Here is a 15,764-nt window from a genome sequence, read left to right on the forward strand (position 1 = left end):
TTTACTCGGCCGCAGCCTTCAATTCAGGTCCTCCGCTGCGGATAGACGCCAACAGTTCCTCGCGCCGTTTGGCCGCTTTGGCCTCGTTTTCCCGCAAAACCGGGCCAAATCCGCGGATATCCAGCGGAAGACGGGCCAAGGCGGATATCGCATCTCGCGTGTTCGGTGACAGCAAGGGCAACACTTCGCGCATGTCTTTTTCATACTGACGGATCAAGGCACGTACCATCCTGCGCTCGGACGAATACCCGAAGATATCCAGCGGCGTTCCGCGAAGCGCCTTCAGTTTGGTCAGCAGTTTCAACGGGCCCATGATGGCTTCACCGAACGCACGCTTTTTGGGCCTGCCATCGCTGCCTGATCCTCCGAAAATCGGTGGCGCCAGATGGAAAGTCATCTTGAAGTCACCATCGAACTCGGCCGCCGCTTTTTCGCGGCTGGTCAGCAAAAGCCGGGCAACTTCGTATTCATCCTTGTATGACAACAGCTTGTGATAGCCCTTTGCCACAGCTTCACGCACATCTGCATCCTCGACACAGTCCACGAGCTTCCGATACCGTTTGGCAAGCCGTGCGCCTTGATATTCGGTCAGGTGCTGAGCACGGAAATCGATTATCTGATCCAGCGTTTTGGGCATCTGGGCCACGGTCGGAGAAAGGATGGATTGCACTTCGTCCGGATGCAAAACCGCCCAACGTCCGATATCGAACGCACGTTTGTTGCGTTCGACCGCCGTACCGTTCAACTCGATCGCGTCAAAGATCGCTTGATGGCTGACCGGCAACAACCCACGCTGCCAGGTTGCGCCGAAGATCATCATGTTGGAATAGATCGAATCTCCCATCACGGCGCGCGCCAGATCGGTCGCGTCAAACAGAGAGACGCCCTCTTTCAGGCGCGCCTGCAAGGCCAGTTCCAACTGATCGGCTGGAATGCGGAACTCGGTGTCGCGCGTGAAATCGCCTGTGACGGTCTCATGGCTGTTCACAACAGCTCCGGTGCGGCCGGGACGCGTCAGGCCCAACGTCTTGGCCCCGGCGGAGACCACCAGATCGCCGCCGATCAGCGCGTGGGCTTCACCTGTGGCAACGCGGATTGCGCTGATATCTTCAGGACGGTTGGCCAGGCGACAATGGATGTGTACCGCGCCGCCCTTCTGCGCCAGGCCCGCCATTTCCATCATGCCTGCGCCTTTGCCGTCAATCTGTGCGGCTTGGGCAAGGATCGCGCCAAGGGTGACAACACCCGTTCCCCCGACACCCGTGATCACCACATTATGGGTTCCGCGGATTGCAGGCAGCTCCGGCATCGGCAGATCCGGCAGATCGATTTCGGTCGTGGCCTCTTTGCGTATCTTCGCGCCTTCAAGCGTCACAAAGGACGGGCAGAAGCCATTCAGACACGAAAAGTCCTTGTTGCAGCTTGACTGATCAATCGCCCGTTTACGGCCCAGTTCGGTTAATTTCGGAACGATCGACACGCAGTTCGACTGCACGCCGCAATCACCGCAACCTTCGCAGACATCGGTGTTTATGAACACGCGCTTGTCAGGGTCCGGGAATGTGCCCTGCTTGCGGCGGCGGCGCTTTTCGGCTGCGCAGGTCTGAACATAGACGATGACCGAGACACCCTCGATCTCGCGGAAATTCTCCTGCACCTGCATCAGGTCCGCACGTTCATATGTCTGAACGCTTGCGGGCAGAGCCTTGAAGTTCACGTCTTCCTTTTCGTCATAGACCAGAGCGACGTCTTGGACACCCATCGCCTTGACCTCGGCAACGATCCGTTCCGCAGTCAGGTCACCTTCATTGTCCTGCCCGCCGGTCATGGCGACCGCATCGTTGAACAGGATTTTGAAAGTGATGTTCGTGCCTGCGGACAGGGCCGCCCGGATCGCCTGAACGCCCGAATGGTTGTAGGTCCCATCGCCTAGGTTCTGGAACACGTGTTTGGTGGTAGAGAACGGAGCTTCACCGATCCAGTTTGCACCTTCCCCACCCATCTGGGTGAACCCGGTCGTCTCGCGATCCATCCATTGAACCATGTAGTGACAGCCGATACCGGCATAAGCGCGGCTGCCTTCTGGTAGACGGGTCGAACTGTTGTGCGGACAGCCCGAACAGAAATACGGAAGCCGCGTCGCGATTTCCTGTGCGTTGTCGGCCCGGCGCGCTTCGGACAACGATGCCAGCCCTGCACGAATACCATCGGTTTCGCGCCCCTCTTCAATCAGGATTTCGCCCAGTTTCTCGGCGATCATGATCGGATCCAGCGCGCCCCGTGTCGGGAAGAGTTCTTCGCGGTGCAACGTCCCGGCACCGCCTTTGTACCAACCATAGACCCTGCGACCGCGACGGTCGTCAAAGATGGCCTCTTTGACCTGAACCTCGATCAGCTTGCGCTTTTCCTCGACGATCACGATCAGGTCCAGCCCTTCGGCCCAGTCGTGGAACCCGGCCATATCCAGAGGGAAGGTCTGCCCCACCTTGTAGGTGGTGATCCCGAGGCGCTCAGCCTCGACCGCGTCGATATTCAGAAGTGACAGAGCATGCGTCAGGTCCAGCCAGTTTTTGCCTGCCGCGACAAACCCGATCTTGGCACCGGGTTTACCCCATATCCGCTTATCCATTTTATTGGCATGCGAAAACGTCTCGGCCGCGAACCTTTTGTAATCGATGACGCGCGTTTCCTGCAGGTGCGGAGTATCGCCCAAACGAATGTTCAGCCCGCCTTCCGGCATTTCAAACTCAGGCACAATCAACTGCATCCGGTTCGCACTGCCATCCACGACCGAAGTAACTTCGATCGTGTCTTTCATCGTCTTCAAACCGACCCAAACCCCGGCGAAACGGCTGAGTGCAAAACCGTAAATGCCATAGTCGAGGATTTCCTGAACGCCAGCAGGGCTGACGATAGGCATATACATGTCAACCAGCGACCATTCAGATTGATGCAACACGGTCGAGCTTTCGCCCGTATGGTCATCCCCCATCGCCATGAGCACACCACCATGCTTGGCCGTGCCTGCCATATTCGCGTGACGCATGACGTCGCCGGACCGGTCAACCCCCGGGCCTTTGCCGTACCACAGCCCAAACACGCCGTCGAACTTGCCATCGCCCCGCAACCCCGCCTGCTGGCTGCCCCAAAGCGCGGTAGCCGCCAGGTCTTCGTTCAATCCGAACTGAAACGTGATGTCGTTTTCGGCGAGCGGCTTTTGGGCCCGCATCATCTGCTGGTCCACCGCACCAAGGGGTGATCCCCGATAACCGGTAACCAATCCGGCCGTATTCAGACCAGCTTGCTGGTCTCTGGCCTTTTGCATCAGCATCAACCGGACAAGCGCCTGAGTGCCGTTCAACAGAACGGGGTTTTTCCCAAGATCGAACCGGTCATTTAACGTAATCTGTGGCTGACTCATCAGACGTCTCCCCTCGTCAGATCAGTGTGCTTCATTTAGGTGCATTTTAGGTCATAATTTCTGACCTGTATAGAATTTATGCACTGATATGTAACGATTTCGTCCTTTGATTGTGGAAGTTGTTACCTATTTCATATAGGCCTTCTGAAAGATAACGAAAGTTGCGGCGATGGATTGGGACAAGCTTAGAATATTTCACGCGGTGGCCGATGCGGGCAGCCTTACGCATGCCGGGGACAAGCTCAATTTGTCTCAATCCGCTGTGAGTCGACAAATCCGTGCGCTGGAAGAATCGCTGGATGCCACCCTTTTCCACCGTCATGCCCGGGGGCTGATTCTCACCGAACAGGGTGAATTGCTGTTCGATGCCACATCCGCCATGTCCAAACGACTGGATGCCGCCGCCGCGCGCATTCGCGACAGCGAAGAAGAGGTCTTTGGCGTCCTGCGGGTCACGACGACTTTCGGGTTTGGTACACTCTGGCTGGCCCCGCGCCTGCCCAAGCTGTACGAGCAATACCCCGACTTGAATATCGACCTGATGCTGGAAGAGCGTGTTCTGGACCTGCCAATGCGCGAGGCGGACGTTGCCATCCGCATGAAGGAACCCAGCCAGGCCGATCTGGTGCGCAAACGCCTGATGACGGTTCAGATGATGCTGTATGCAACTCAGGATTATATCGAGTCCCATGGCGGCATGTTGCAATCGCTGGAAGACATCAAAAACCATCGGCTGATCTGTCAGACCCCTGCTGCGCCCCAGGTTGGTGCCAGTGCGGCCATGGTGCGCCACCTGATGACCTACAATCCCGGCTCGCTGCTGACAGTGAACAACTATTTTGGCGTGTTGCAGGGTGTGTTGCACAATTTGGGCATCGGGGTCCTTCCCGATTACGTCACACAGGATTTTCCACATCTTGTGCCCATCCTGTCAGACATCGAAACCGCCGATGTTCCGGTTTATTTGGCCTATCCGGAAGAATTACGGCATTCAAAGCGCGTCGGAGCGTTTCGTGACTTCGTTCAAGACGAGATCATCGCGCAGCGTAAACAACTGAAACAGATGGGTAAACTATAGATATGCACTGATCGCATAACGGGCATGAAGAGATTGCGGGGTGAATTATCTTGAACGTTCACAAACTGATCCCTAAATGAGCACTCGAAGGCGGTGATGCTGAAACGCTCATCATCTTCATACCTCCCTGTTGGACTACGGCCGAGCTTATAGCTCGGCCTTTTTTTTGCCCAAGGCATTGCATTAAGTCAGCGAAAGTTCTGGGAAAAATGCACGCATAAGCATATGATCCCCAAAAAACGAAACAATTTCGTGTTCGAGGGAAATTCCATGCTCAACCCACTTCGCCTCATGTTGGCGCTCGTCTCCGCATTATTTTTGGCGGTACCGTTATACGCGCAAGACACTGGCTCAACTTCTACCGTGACCATTCCCGAAGATTTGACCCCCGAGCAGGTCGACGATCTGGTCGCGCGCATGTCTGATGACCAGGTTCGAGCAATTCTGCTGGAACGTCTTGACGCAGTCGCTGAGAAGCAAGCCGCCGCGAAAGCGGACGTGGAAGACCCGCTGACCGAGATAAGCGAGATCTGGGCCGAGATGGTATCGTCCTGGACACATGTTCTGACTACGCTTCCCAACATTGTAACAGCGCAGATCACCGCGTTCAGCAATTTCGGCGACACGTTCGGCATGACAGGTGTCTATACGCTCTTCGGGCTTGTCCTTTCCGTGCTGATCGTGGGTTTCATCGCCGAAAAGCTGTTCATTTTCCTGACTCGTCGTTGGCATGAAGCAACCCAAGTTGCTGATGAAGCCGACCTTTGGGGCGCGGTCCGTTACCTGTTCCGCCGTTTTTGCCGGGAAATCGCCGGGTTGATTGTGTTCTATGTTGTCATTCGCGCAATTGGTCGCGGCCTTCTGACGCCCGAGCAGATCACCTATGCCGCTCCGTTCGTATTCTACCTGATCTGGGTTCCGCGCCTTGGTGCAGCGGCGTCACGCTTTGTACTGGCACCCGAGAAACCGCAATTCCGGTTGGTCAACATTGACGACCACTGGGCAAAGTATCTGCACCGCAACCTGATCGGTCTGTTGATCCTGATCGGGTTCACGCTGTTTGTCATCCGGTTCAACGCGCTCAACGGCGTTACGGGCGACGACACCCGGATTGGTTTCTGGCTGAATGCAGCGATCCACATCTATATCGCAGTTATCGCGTGGACCGCACGCGAGGGACTGTCTCAAATGATGCTGGGTACGGACCCGGATCATACGAAATTCGATGAGGAGGTTGCGCATTATTACCCCTATTTCGCCATCGGCGTTTCGGTTGCAATCTGGCTTCTGGTCGAATTCCTGGTCGCGCAGCGTGATCCATCGACTTTGAGGTTGCTGTTGGGCGGTGCCCATTTCACAACCATGTTCTGGCTGTTGATCGCCCCCGCGCTCGACACGCTGATCCGGGGATTGGTGCGGCACTTGCAGCCGCCGATGTCGGGCGAAGGACCTCTTGCCGAACGCGCCTATCGCTCGGCCAAACGCAGCTATATCCGTATTGGCCGCGTTATCGCAGGCTTGGTCGTGGTTTTCATGATCGCACGCGCCTGGCATCTTGACCTGCGCCATGTCGCATCGGCTGGCGTCAGTGCCGAAGTTGGTGGTGCCGTCATCGAATTCCTGCTGATCATCGCCGTTGGATATATCCTGAACGAGGTCGTCTCGCTATGGATCAACCGCCGACTGGCCAAGGAACAAACCGCAGCAGAAGCCCTGGATGAAGAAGCCGGCGGCGAAGGCGGCGGTGCCGGAGGTTCTCGTCTGGCGACTGTTCTTCCGCTGATGCGGATTACAGCTCAGATCACCATAGCTGTGATTTTTGGTCTGCTGGCGCTGGGTGCATTGGGCATCAATATCACCCCACTGCTGGCAGGTGCCGGTGTTTTGGGTCTGGCTATCGGTTTTGGCGCGCAGAAACTGGTTGCTGATATTGTTGGTGGAATTTTCTTCCTGATCGACGACGCCTTTCGCGTTGGGGAATACGTTGACGTTGGCGGCACGATGGGAACCGTTGAGAAAATCTCGGTCCGGTCAATGCAACTGCGTCACCACCGGGGCCCTGTTCACACGATCCCTTACGGTGAGATTCAAAAGCTGACAAATTTCAGCCGCGACTGGGTGATCATGAAGCTCAAGTTCACCGTGCCTTTCGACACCGACCCCAACAAGGTCAAGAAGATCTTCAAGAAGATCGGTGCCGAGATGATGGAGGACGAGACCCACAAGGATGGTTTCCTGCAGCCCTTCAAGTCGCAGGGTGTGTTCGACTTTGACGATGTCGGCATGATTATCCGCGGCAAGTTCATGGCCAAGCCCGGCAAGCAGTTCACGCTGCGCAAGGAAATCTTCAACCGGGTCAAGGCTGCGTTCAAAGAAAACGGCATCGACTTTGCCCGCCGCGAGGTGCGCGTGGCGATCCCGGGCCTTGACGAGGCTGAAAACCTGAGCCCTGAACAGAAGACCGTAGTCGGGGCCGCAGCCGCTGACCAGATCAACAAAGATCAGGGATCGGCCTAAAACAGATCGCAAACAGGAACCGGGCACTGCCCGGTTTCTTTTTGGGTGAATTCTTGTCGTGCAAAAGTGGTGCCGAAATCGGCTTTCCAGCCGGTTATGAAGCCCCTGCGCCGTCTTGACCCTTTCCACGCGCGCGCGCTTGCCCTAAAAGGCGCGCAATCTCGGCCCACTTGGACACAGGACAGAAGATGCAAGAGCCCGCCATCACCCCCGATCTGATTGCAGCGCACGGGCTCAAGCCCGAGGAATACGACATGATCCTCGAGATCATCGGGCGTGAACCGACCTTTACCGAGCTTGGCATTTTCTCGGCCATGTGGAACGAACATTGTTCCTACAAATCCTCGAAGAAATGGCTGCGCACGCTACCCACCTCTGGACCTCAGGTCATTTGCGGCCCCGGCGAAAACGCGGGCGTGGTTGATATCGGCGACGGTCAGGCCGTGGTGTTCAAGATGGAAAGCCACAACCACCCGTCTTACATCGAACCCTATCAGGGTGCGGCCACAGGTGTTGGCGGTATTCTGCGCGATGTCTTCACCATGGGCGCGCGTCCGATTGCATCGATGAACGCCCTGTCATTTGGCGAGCCCGGCCACCACAAAACCCGCCAACTGGTCAATGGTGTCGTCGAAGGCATTGGAGGTTACGGAAACTGCTTTGGCGTGCCTTGCGTCGGCGGTGAGGTCAGGTTCCATCCCGCCTATAACGGCAACTGTCTGGTGAACGCGTTTGCTGCCGGTCTGGCCGACAGTGACAAGATATTCTACTCGGCTGCCTCCGGCGTTGGCATGCCTGTCGTCTATCTGGGCGCCAAAACCGGCCGCGACGGTGTAGGCGGTGCAACCATGGCGTCTGCCGAGTTCGACGACACCATCGAAGAAAAACGCCCCACCGTTCAGGTTGGCGATCCCTTCACCGAAAAGCGCCTGATGGAGGCGACGCTGGAACTGATGCAGACCGGTGCGGTGATCTCGATCCAGGATATGGGTGCGGCTGGTCTGACCTGTTCGGCGGTTGAAATGGGTGACAAAGGTGGCCTGGGTGTTCGCCTTGATCTGGAAAACGTGCCTCAGCGTGAAGAGAACATGACAGCCTATGAAATGATGCTGTCGGAATCTCAGGAACGCATGCTGATGGTGCTGAAGCCCGAGCTTGAGGCCGAAGCCCGCGCTGTATTCGAAAAGTGGGATCTGGACTTCGCTATCGTCGGTGAAACGATTGCCGAGGACCGCTTCCTGATCATGCATAACGGCGAAGTCAAAGCCGATCTGGTTCTGTCCAAACTCTCGTCGACCGCGCCGGAATACGACCGCCCATGGGAGCCTACACCAGAGGCGGAAGAACTGGCTGAAGTGCCTCAGATCGACCCGATTGACGGGCTGCGCGCCCTGCTCTCTTCCCCGAACTATGCCGGCAAGCAGTGGGTCTATGAGCAATACGACACCATGGTCATGGCCGACAGCGCTCGGACCCCCGGTTTGGGCGCTGGTATGGTGCGCGTACACGGAACCGACAAAGTGTTGGCCTTCACGTCAGATGTGACACCTCGCTACGTTCGCGCAAACCCGGTTGAGGGCGGCAAGCAGGCCGTGGCCGAAGCCTACCGCAACCTGACCGCAGTTGGGGCCAAACCATTGGCCACCACAGACAACCTGAACTTCGGCAATCCCGAGAAACCCGAGATTATGGGCCAGTTCGTCGGCGCGATTCAGGGCATCGGTGCCGCAGTTGGCGCACTGGATATGCCGATCGTGTCGGGCAACGTATCGCTGTATAACGAGACCGACGGTCAGGCGATCCTGCCTACTCCGACCATTGGTGCAGTTGGCCTGTTGCAGCACGCGGACGAAGTCATTGGCAACGAAGTACGTGAAGGCCATGTCGCGCTGGTGATTGGTGAAACCAAAGGCCATCTGGGTCAATCCGCCCTTCTGGCCGAAGTGTTCAATCGTGAAGACGGCGACGCCCCGCATGTCGATCTGGACGCCGAAAAGCGCAACGGAGATTTCATCCGCGCCAACCGCGAGATGATCAAAGCCTGCACCGACCTTAGCGATGGCGGTATCGCCCTGGCAGCTTTTGAGTTGGCCGAAACCGCTGGTGTTGGCGTGTGTCTGGACGATGCCCCGACCGAATTCCTGTTTGGCGAAGATCAGGCACGTTATCTGGTTGCTTGCAACTTCGATCAGGCCGAGGCGTTGATGATTGCAGCCGGTCAGGCGGGCGTTCCGTTGACTTCGGTTGGCCGTTTTGCCGGAGAAACCGTCAAAATCGGCAGCTCCGAAGCTTCGCTGGATGAACTGACCGCAGATTTCCGCAGCAGCTTTGCCGAGGCCGTCGCCTGATAAGGCAACGCGAAAGTCAATTGAAACCCGCGCCATGTTCCGGCGCGGGTTTCGTTGTTTTTGCATATGCGAGTGCTCTTGCACGCTCGGTTCATGCGCTCTACATCTTGGGAAAGACCTTCTGGAGTTACCTACATGCCGATGAGCGCCCACGAAATCGAACACCTGCTGCGCGAAGCCTTTCCTGATGCCGAGATTCAGGTCGGCGGTCACGATGGTGTTCATATGTCTGCCATGGTGGTGGACGAAAGCTTTCGCGGCAAAAACCGGGTTCAGCAACAGCGTGCCGTTTACGCAGCTCTGAAAGGCAAGATGGACGGCCCTGACGGAGAATTGCACGCGCTGGCGCTCACCACCAAAGCCCCGGAATGATCAAGTTTATCTGGGAAGTGCTAAAGTCAATGGGTGGCTGGAATCCCCCGAACCCCAATGAAAAACCTCCGTTGGGAATGGAAGCGACTGACCTGGATCTCGTTAATAAAACGAACAACGATAACGCTTGGCGGCAAGGAATAAATGATAGCCACAGGCGTGATATGTAAAGGAAACGCAAAATGACCGACGTGAAAACCCAAATCGACGAAACCGTCAAAGCCAATGACGTGGTGCTGTATATGAAAGGCACTAAGGAAATGCCGCAATGCGGGTTTTCCTCGCGCGTGGCTGGCGTGCTGAACTATATGGGCGTTGAATACACCGACGTGAACGTTCTGGCCGACGAAGACGTGCGTCAGGGGATCAAGGACTATTCCGACTGGCCAACCGTGCCGCAGCTTTATGTCAAAGGCGAGTTCGTTGGGGGCTGCGACATCATCACCGAGATGACCCTTTCGGGTGAGTTGGACACGTTGTTTGACGAAAACGAAGTCGGCTACAACAAGGAAGCGGCCGACAAAATCCGCGAAGCAAACGCGTAAACCGGTCTATCGGCTGGAACAATCCTGATAAATCGCCTGCTCGTTGGCGGCACCCGCCGCCAAGTAGCTGATGGACGCGTTCCAGCCTTTAGAGCGCAGGATATAGGATCCTTGGTCTCCGAGAGATTCGTAGCGGATGCCAGACCCACTTTCGACCTGGCGCATTGCGACCAGAGTGTTGTCGACTATCGTTGCCACTGCACCAGAACCATCGGGCGCATTGAAATAGGTCACTGGCAATGGCACGCCGTTTTCGCAGGTGAATGTGACCGAGAGTATGTCAATCTCGGCCAACGCCGCCGTTGCGGGCAGAACCAGCAGAGCACCACATAGAAGATTGCGCAGGTACGTCATTGTGCCTTCTTCTCTTCAACCACCGAAGCCAACGCTTCAGCACGTGCCGCCAGCTCTGCCAGCGTGTCTGTAACGGATGGCGGGACGACAGCCACCTCGATACGCTCAGGTTCCGGCGCGGGTGCATTCCGCAGCGATTGAAGCTCGGCCTCGGCCTCGGCCAGCTTTGCCTCAAGCGACTTCACCTTGTCTTCCGTTGCGGCTGTCTTGTCAGCCAGCAACAACCCAGCCATCAGCAACATCCGGGATTCCGGCATCCGACCGATCTGATCAGACAGAACCTGTGCCTCGTCATCCAGCATTTTGGCGGCAGCGTGCAGAAACGGCTCTTCCCCGTCACGGCAGGAAACGTCAAAGCCACGCCCGCCGATTTGAATGTTCACCTCGGGCATTACTCCACCTCCCCTTCAACAAGTTTCGCCTGCGACAACAGGGGCTCCAACCGTGCCAGTACGGCCTGCGCTTCGGCGGCATCCGAGGCTTGCGCGGCGCGCGTTGCCTCCAGCTCCGCAACGGTGGCACGGTTCAGCAATTCAGCATCCGTTAGCCCTTCTGTCGCAGCCGAACGCAATTCTTCGACCGAGTTTCGCAATTGCTCATTCGCCTTGCGCATCCGTTGCAGGTCGTCATCAAGCCGGGACATCGCCGCGCCGTGGCTGGCCCGTTCGGCCCTCAACATCTCAAGCTCGGCACTCAGATCAGTAACCCGTTCGGTGTCTTCCAACTCGGCCTTGAGGCGGCTGTTTTCCGCCTCGACCTCTTTGGCCTGATCAAGAAGCCCACGCAACTGTGCCAGTTCGGCCTTCAGCGGCGCTGGGTCTTCGCGGCCATCAAGATCGGCGCGCATCTTTTCATTTTCGGCTTTCAGCGCCTCCAACTCGGTGCTGTTGTCCAAAGCCGCCTTGGCTTCGGCCAACTCGGCCCGGGCCGCTTCAACTGACGCGATCTTGGCCTTGGCTTCCTCCAACTCGACACGCAACGCATCCGTCTCAGCCGAATCCGCCGGAGCGGAACGCAGGTGTTCAAGATCGGCACGCAAGCCGTCCACTTGCTGTTCGTGCTGCTCCTTCAGGGATTTAAGCCGTTCCTGAAGCTGCGCGTTGGCAACTCTTTCGTCTTCAAGCGCCGCCTGTAGCCCCTCATCCTGCCCGGCATTCCGGGACACGCTGCCCAATGCCTCGACCCCCGTTCCGATACGGTCCATCGCAGCCATAATGCGGTGCTGTAATTCCTCTATCTGACTCATGCCCCTGTCACCTCTTTACCAAGGTTCGTTCTGTCACGAAATGATCCGAATCAAAATCGAATCCCGCCTGCTGACAGTCTAGCGGAATGCGACAGAAAATACCCACTGTTTGGTTTCAACCACTTGGGCCGCGCTCTTCACCCATCCGTGGCGGTCAAAGCCCGGTTCCGCTTGCACTTTGGGTACTGAGTGGTATTGAGCCCGCAATCTGCTTTTTATCCAAAGGAACAACGCCCGTGGACCTGACTGCGCTGCGCAATGCCAACCCCGAACATTGGGACAAAGCTGCGGCCATCCGCACCCTGACCCTTGACGCCGTCGCCGCCGCAAACTCCGGCCATTCCGGTATGCCCATGGGCATGGCCGACGTTGCGACCGTGCTGTTCGAAAAGCACCTGAAATTCGATGCGTCGGCCCCGAACTGGCCCGACCGTGACCGGTTTATCCTGTCAGCGGGCCATGGCTCGATGCTGATCTATTCGCTGCTTTACCTCACGGGTCATGGCGACGTTACGCTGGAAGAGATCAAGAATTTCCGCCAGTTGGGTGCAAAAACCGCAGGCCACCCGGAAAACTTCCTGATCGATGGTGTCGAAACCACCACCGGTCCGCTGGGTCAGGGTATCTCGAATGCTGTGGGCTTTGCCATGGCCGAGGAAATCCAGCGCGCGCATTATGGCAAGAAGGTCGTGGATCACTACACCTATGTGATCGCTGGTGATGGCTGCCTGATGGAAGGCGTTAGCCAAGAAGCAATCACCCTGGCCGGTCGTCACGAGCTGAGCAAGCTGATCGTGTTCTGGGACAACAACAACATCACCATCGACGGCACTGTCGATATGGCGGACCGCACCGATCAGGTGCGCCGGTTTGCGGCCTCGGGCTGGCATGTGATCGAGATTGACGGCCACGATCCGCAAGCCATCGATGCCGCGATCACACAGGCGAAGAAGTCGAACAAACCGACGATGATTGCCTGCGAAAGCCACATCGCTCTGGGACACGCGGCGCAGGACACGTCGAAGGGCCACGGCGCGCTGACCGATCAGGATCAGTTGAAAGCGGCCAAAGACGGCTATGGCTGGCCGCATGACGCGTTCGAAATCCCCGCCAGTGTGAAAACCGCATGGGAAGCCATCGGTGCCCGTGGTGCTGCCGAGCGCGCAGCGTGGGAAGAGCGTTTCGCGCAACTGTCCGAGCGCAAACAGGCTGAGTTCAACCGCGCCTACGCGTTTGAAGCACCCAAGAAACTGACCGGTGCCATCCGCGCGTTCAAAAAGCAGATGTCGGAAGATCAGCCGAAATTGGCCACCCGCGCGTCGTCTGAAAAGGTTCTGAACGTTGTGAACCCGATCATGACCGAGACCGTCGGCGGCTCGGCCGATCTGACCGGGTCGAACAACACCAAATCCGCCGATATGGGCGTGTTCCTGCCGGAAAACCGCAAGGGTCGTTACATTCACTACGGAATCCGCGAACACGGCATGGCCGCTGCAATGAACGGCATGGCGCTGCACGGTGGCATCCGCCCGTATGGCGGCACCTTCATGGCCTTCACGGACTATGCCCGCCCGTCCATGCGTCTGGCTGCGCTGATGAAAGTGCCATCGGTCTTTGTGATGACCCATGACTCGATCGGTCTGGGCGAAGACGGCCCGACCCACCAGCCGGTCGAGCATCTGGCGATTTCGCGCGCGACGCCGAACACCTATGTGTTCCGCCCCGCCGATACGATCGAAACAGCTGAAGCGTGGGAATTGGCGCTGACCTTCAAGGACAGCCCCTCGGTCCTGTCGCTGACCCGTCAGGGTGTTCCAACCGTACGCAAGGATCACAAGACCAAGAACCTCACTGCGCAAGGCGCTTATGTTCTGGCCGAAGCCGAAGGCAAGCGTCAGGCCATCCTGATCGCCACCGGGTCCGAGGTGTCGCTGGCGATGGAAGCCAAGGCAATGCTGGAAGCCGAAGGCATCGGCACCCGCGTCGTCTCGATGCCCTGCATGGAGTTGTTTGCCGAGCAGGACGAAGCCTATCGCAAACGCGTTCTGCCCGCTGGCGCCGTGCGCGTCGGTATCGAGGCCGCCGTACGTGCCGGAGGTTGGGACCGTTGGCTGCTGGGCGAACGTGGTCGTGAAGCCAAAGCTGGCTTCATCGGCATGTCGAGCTTCGGCGCGTCCGCTCCGGCGGGTGAGTTGTACAAGCATTTCGGCATCACCGCCGAGGCCACTGTTGCCAAGGTCAAGGAACTGCTGGGCTAACCCCGCCCGTTCATATCCTTTCAAAAGGCGGCTTACGGGTCGCCTTTTTTTATGCCCTGACCGACCTCACGCCTTGGTGACAAGGCGTGATACCATCCTGCCTGTGCCGGACCTCGGATCAGATTAGTTGAGGCCAGGACTTGCAGAAACAGGACATCGCATATGGGTTCCCAAACAATAAAAACCGGTCTCATCACTCTGGCGCTGGCGGTATCAGCCACGTCGCTTTCGGCGGCGGGCTTTGCCTCGAAAGACCAGATCACTCAAACAATGAGCGACCACACCTACCAAGGCGGCATGCTTTCCGGATCATTCTCAGAATACTACGCCGGTGACGGTTCCATCAAAGGCGCAGGATACAGCGGCACGTGGAGAGCAACCGAAAACGGCATGTGCTTTCAATATGGTGCCGATCCGGAGAACTGCTGGGACCTGAAGATCGAAGGCAATGTCGTAACCCTTTATAAAGACGGTAAAGTCGATGGTACCGGAGTTGTCGTCAAAGGCAATCCCAACGGTTTCTGAAGCAGGCAAGGTAAAAGCGGGTCATCTTAATGCCCCGCTTTTTTTCCGAACAAAGGTATTATCACCTTGGTAGCCAGAGGGATCAAAACCAGACCCCAAGCCAACCCAAGAACACCGTCCATCGTCGCCTTGGCCAGCCATTTCACTGCAGCGGCCCAGTCTTTGGGTGCCGAATAAGCGATTGCTTTGGCCCAGTCGTAAATCAGGTGCTGCAACCAACCAAAGCCCAGCACTTCCAGCCCGTGGATGACGATCGATCCACCAACCCACAGCATCGCCGCCGTGCCGACAATCGACAAAGTTTTCATGACCCCAGGCATGGCCTTGACCAATCCGCGCCCCAAACCGCGACCGATGGGCGTCGGTGCGTTGTTCGCCAGGAACAGTCCGACATCATCCATCTTAACAATCAGCGCCACCGAGCCGTAAACGGCCACCGTCACACCAATCCCTACAACTGCCAGTGTCGCGGCCTGCATCCACAGGTTCGGCGCTTCAATCGCGGCCAAGGCAATGGTCATAATCTCAGCCGAAAGGATAAAATCCGTCTTGATGGCCCCCTTGACCTTTTGCTCCTCCAGGTGGCCGGGGTCGCGATTTTTCATATCGTCCTCAATGACATGGCTGCCATGGGGGAACAAGACATGAAAGATTTTCTCAGCACCTTCAAAACATAAATACGACCCGCCCAGCATCAGCAATGGCGTGATCAGCCACGGCGCGAAATTGGCCAGCAGCAACGCCACGGGCAGCAAGAGTATGATCTTGTTGAAGATTGATCCGCGCGCAATGCGCCAGATGATCGGCAATTCGCGCGCCGGGGCAAAACCCTGCACGTATTTTGGTGTCACCGCTGCGTCATCAATAATCACACCGGCGGTTTTGGCCCCTGCCTTGCCTGCTGCGGCGACCACATCGTCCACCGATGCCGCCGCAACTTTGGCAATCCCTGCCACGTCATCCAACAGGGCCAAAAGACCACTCATCGCGCTTCCTTTCACTTCAACTGCCGCAACCCGGACCCTACCTGATCCAACGGCTAGCGCAAGCGTTAGCGCAACCGGCGCAGGTTTGCGCTAACACCTTAAAAATATGCCGTT

General features: G+C 57.3%; 12 protein-coding genes. 7 read left to right on the forward strand and 5 right to left on the reverse strand.

Translation table 11 applies throughout. The annotated features are described in order from the left end of the window. Position 1: 1 nt before the first annotated feature. Entirely contained in the window at positions 2-3,421 is a 3,420-nt protein-coding gene (locus ACR0LF_RS03125; RefSeq protein WP_480574814.1) for an indolepyruvate ferredoxin oxidoreductase family protein, read from the reverse strand. Between the two features lie 169 nt (positions 3,422-3,590). Between ACR0LF_RS03125 and ACR0LF_RS03130 the strand changes: the two genes are divergently transcribed. The 5 genes from ACR0LF_RS03130 to grxD all read left to right on the forward strand — a co-directional run bounded on the left by ACR0LF_RS03130 (position 3,591) and on the right by grxD (position 10,281). Further along, entirely contained in the window at positions 3,591-4,499 is a 909-nt protein-coding gene (locus ACR0LF_RS03130; RefSeq protein WP_480574817.1) for a LysR family transcriptional regulator, read from the forward strand. Positions 4,500-4,769: 270 nt separating this feature from the next. Beyond that, positions 4,770-7,016 carry a mechanosensitive ion channel family protein gene (locus tag ACR0LF_RS03135; RefSeq protein ID WP_480574820.1) on the forward strand — a complete coding sequence of 749 codons (2,247 nt, stop codon included), beginning with the start codon at positions 4,770-4,772 and terminating at the stop codon, positions 7,014-7,016. A 188-nt stretch (positions 7,017-7,204) separates the two neighbouring features. Continuing rightward, positions 7,205-9,364, forward strand: coding sequence for a phosphoribosylformylglycinamidine synthase subunit PurL (purL, locus tag ACR0LF_RS03140; protein WP_480574823.1), 2,160 nt, complete (start codon positions 7,205-7,207; stop codon positions 9,362-9,364). 135 nt (positions 9,365-9,499) lie between these two features. Beyond that, positions 9,500-9,736: a BolA/IbaG family iron-sulfur metabolism protein gene (locus tag ACR0LF_RS03145; protein WP_068331068.1), complete on the forward strand. Its 237-nt coding sequence runs from the start codon at positions 9,500-9,502 to the stop codon at positions 9,734-9,736. A 182-nt stretch (positions 9,737-9,918) separates the two neighbouring features. Then, positions 9,919-10,281, forward strand: a complete 363-nt coding sequence (gene grxD, locus ACR0LF_RS03150) for a Grx4 family monothiol glutaredoxin (protein ID WP_480574826.1) — start codon at positions 9,919-9,921, stop codon at positions 10,279-10,281. A 6-nt stretch (positions 10,282-10,287) separates the two neighbouring features. Here the strand turns inward: grxD and ACR0LF_RS03155 are convergent, their stop codons facing one another. From ACR0LF_RS03155 to ACR0LF_RS03165, 3 genes are read right to left on the reverse strand one after another with little or no spacing between them, the layout of a single operon-like run. Next, positions 10,288-10,635, reverse strand: a complete 348-nt coding sequence (locus ACR0LF_RS03155) for an MliC family protein (RefSeq protein WP_480574829.1) — start codon at positions 10,633-10,635, stop codon at positions 10,288-10,290. After that, on the reverse strand, positions 10,632-11,027 hold the full coding sequence (locus ACR0LF_RS03160) for a cell division protein ZapA (protein WP_480574832.1): 396 nt from the start codon (positions 11,025-11,027) through the stop codon (positions 10,632-10,634). Before ACR0LF_RS03160 ends, ACR0LF_RS03155 begins: the two co-directional genes overlap by 4 nt. Then, the gene (locus ACR0LF_RS03165) at positions 11,027-11,881 is read right to left on the reverse strand and encodes a hypothetical protein (protein WP_480574835.1); all 855 of its coding nucleotides are present in this window, start codon (positions 11,879-11,881) and stop codon (positions 11,027-11,029) included. The genes ACR0LF_RS03160 and ACR0LF_RS03165 overlap by 1 nt, the downstream gene beginning before the upstream one ends. A 236-nt stretch (positions 11,882-12,117) precedes the next feature. Here ACR0LF_RS03165 and tkt point away from each other — a divergent pair, with 236 nt between their 5' ends. Beyond that, positions 12,118-14,139 (forward strand): transketolase, encoded by a 2,022-nt coding sequence (gene tkt / locus ACR0LF_RS03170; RefSeq protein WP_480574838.1) that lies wholly within the window; start codon positions 12,118-12,120, stop codon positions 14,137-14,139. Between the two features lie 162 nt (positions 14,140-14,301). Beyond that, complete coding sequence (locus ACR0LF_RS03175; protein ID WP_480574841.1) at positions 14,302-14,664, forward strand: hypothetical protein; 363 nt, start codon at positions 14,302-14,304, stop codon at positions 14,662-14,664. Between the two features lie 26 nt (positions 14,665-14,690). Here the strand turns inward: ACR0LF_RS03175 and ACR0LF_RS03180 are convergent, their stop codons facing one another. After that, positions 14,691-15,650, reverse strand: coding sequence for a DUF808 domain-containing protein (locus tag ACR0LF_RS03180; protein ID WP_480574844.1), 960 nt, complete (start codon positions 15,648-15,650; stop codon positions 14,691-14,693). Positions 15,651-15,764 lie beyond the last annotated feature (114 nt).

The sequence above is a fragment of the Ruegeria sp. E8 genome, from assembly GCF_056533985.1.

Excerpts from the sequence above, each read along its gene's own strand:
- ACR0LF_RS03165 (WP_480574835.1), bottom strand. The coding sequence starts at position 11,881 with ATGAGTCAGATAGAGGAATTACAGCACCGCATTATGGCTGCGATGGAC.
- ACR0LF_RS03125 (WP_480574814.1), bottom strand. The coding sequence starts at position 3,421 with ATGAGTCAGCCACAGATTACGTTAAATGACCGGTTCGATCTTGGGAAA.
- ACR0LF_RS03175 (WP_480574841.1), top strand. The coding sequence starts at position 14,302 with ATGGGTTCCCAAACAATAAAAACCGGTCTCATCACTCTGGCGCTGGCG.
- ACR0LF_RS03160 (WP_480574832.1), bottom strand. The coding sequence starts at position 11,027 with ATGCCCGAGGTGAACATTCAAATCGGCGGGCGTGGCTTTGACGTTTCC.
- ACR0LF_RS03130 (WP_480574817.1), top strand. The coding sequence starts at position 3,591 with ATGGATTGGGACAAGCTTAGAATATTTCACGCGGTGGCCGATGCGGGC.
- ACR0LF_RS03155 (WP_480574829.1), bottom strand. The coding sequence starts at position 10,635 with ATGACGTACCTGCGCAATCTTCTATGTGGTGCTCTGCTGGTTCTGCCC.
- ACR0LF_RS03135 (WP_480574820.1), top strand. The coding sequence starts at position 4,770 with ATGCTCAACCCACTTCGCCTCATGTTGGCGCTCGTCTCCGCATTATTT.
- purL (WP_480574823.1), top strand. The coding sequence starts at position 7,205 with ATGCAAGAGCCCGCCATCACCCCCGATCTGATTGCAGCGCACGGGCTC.
- grxD (WP_480574826.1), top strand. The coding sequence starts at position 9,919 with ATGACCGACGTGAAAACCCAAATCGACGAAACCGTCAAAGCCAATGAC.
- ACR0LF_RS03145 (WP_068331068.1), top strand. The coding sequence starts at position 9,500 with ATGCCGATGAGCGCCCACGAAATCGAACACCTGCTGCGCGAAGCCTTT.
- ACR0LF_RS03180 (WP_480574844.1), bottom strand. The coding sequence starts at position 15,650 with ATGAGTGGTCTTTTGGCCCTGTTGGATGACGTGGCAGGGATTGCCAAA.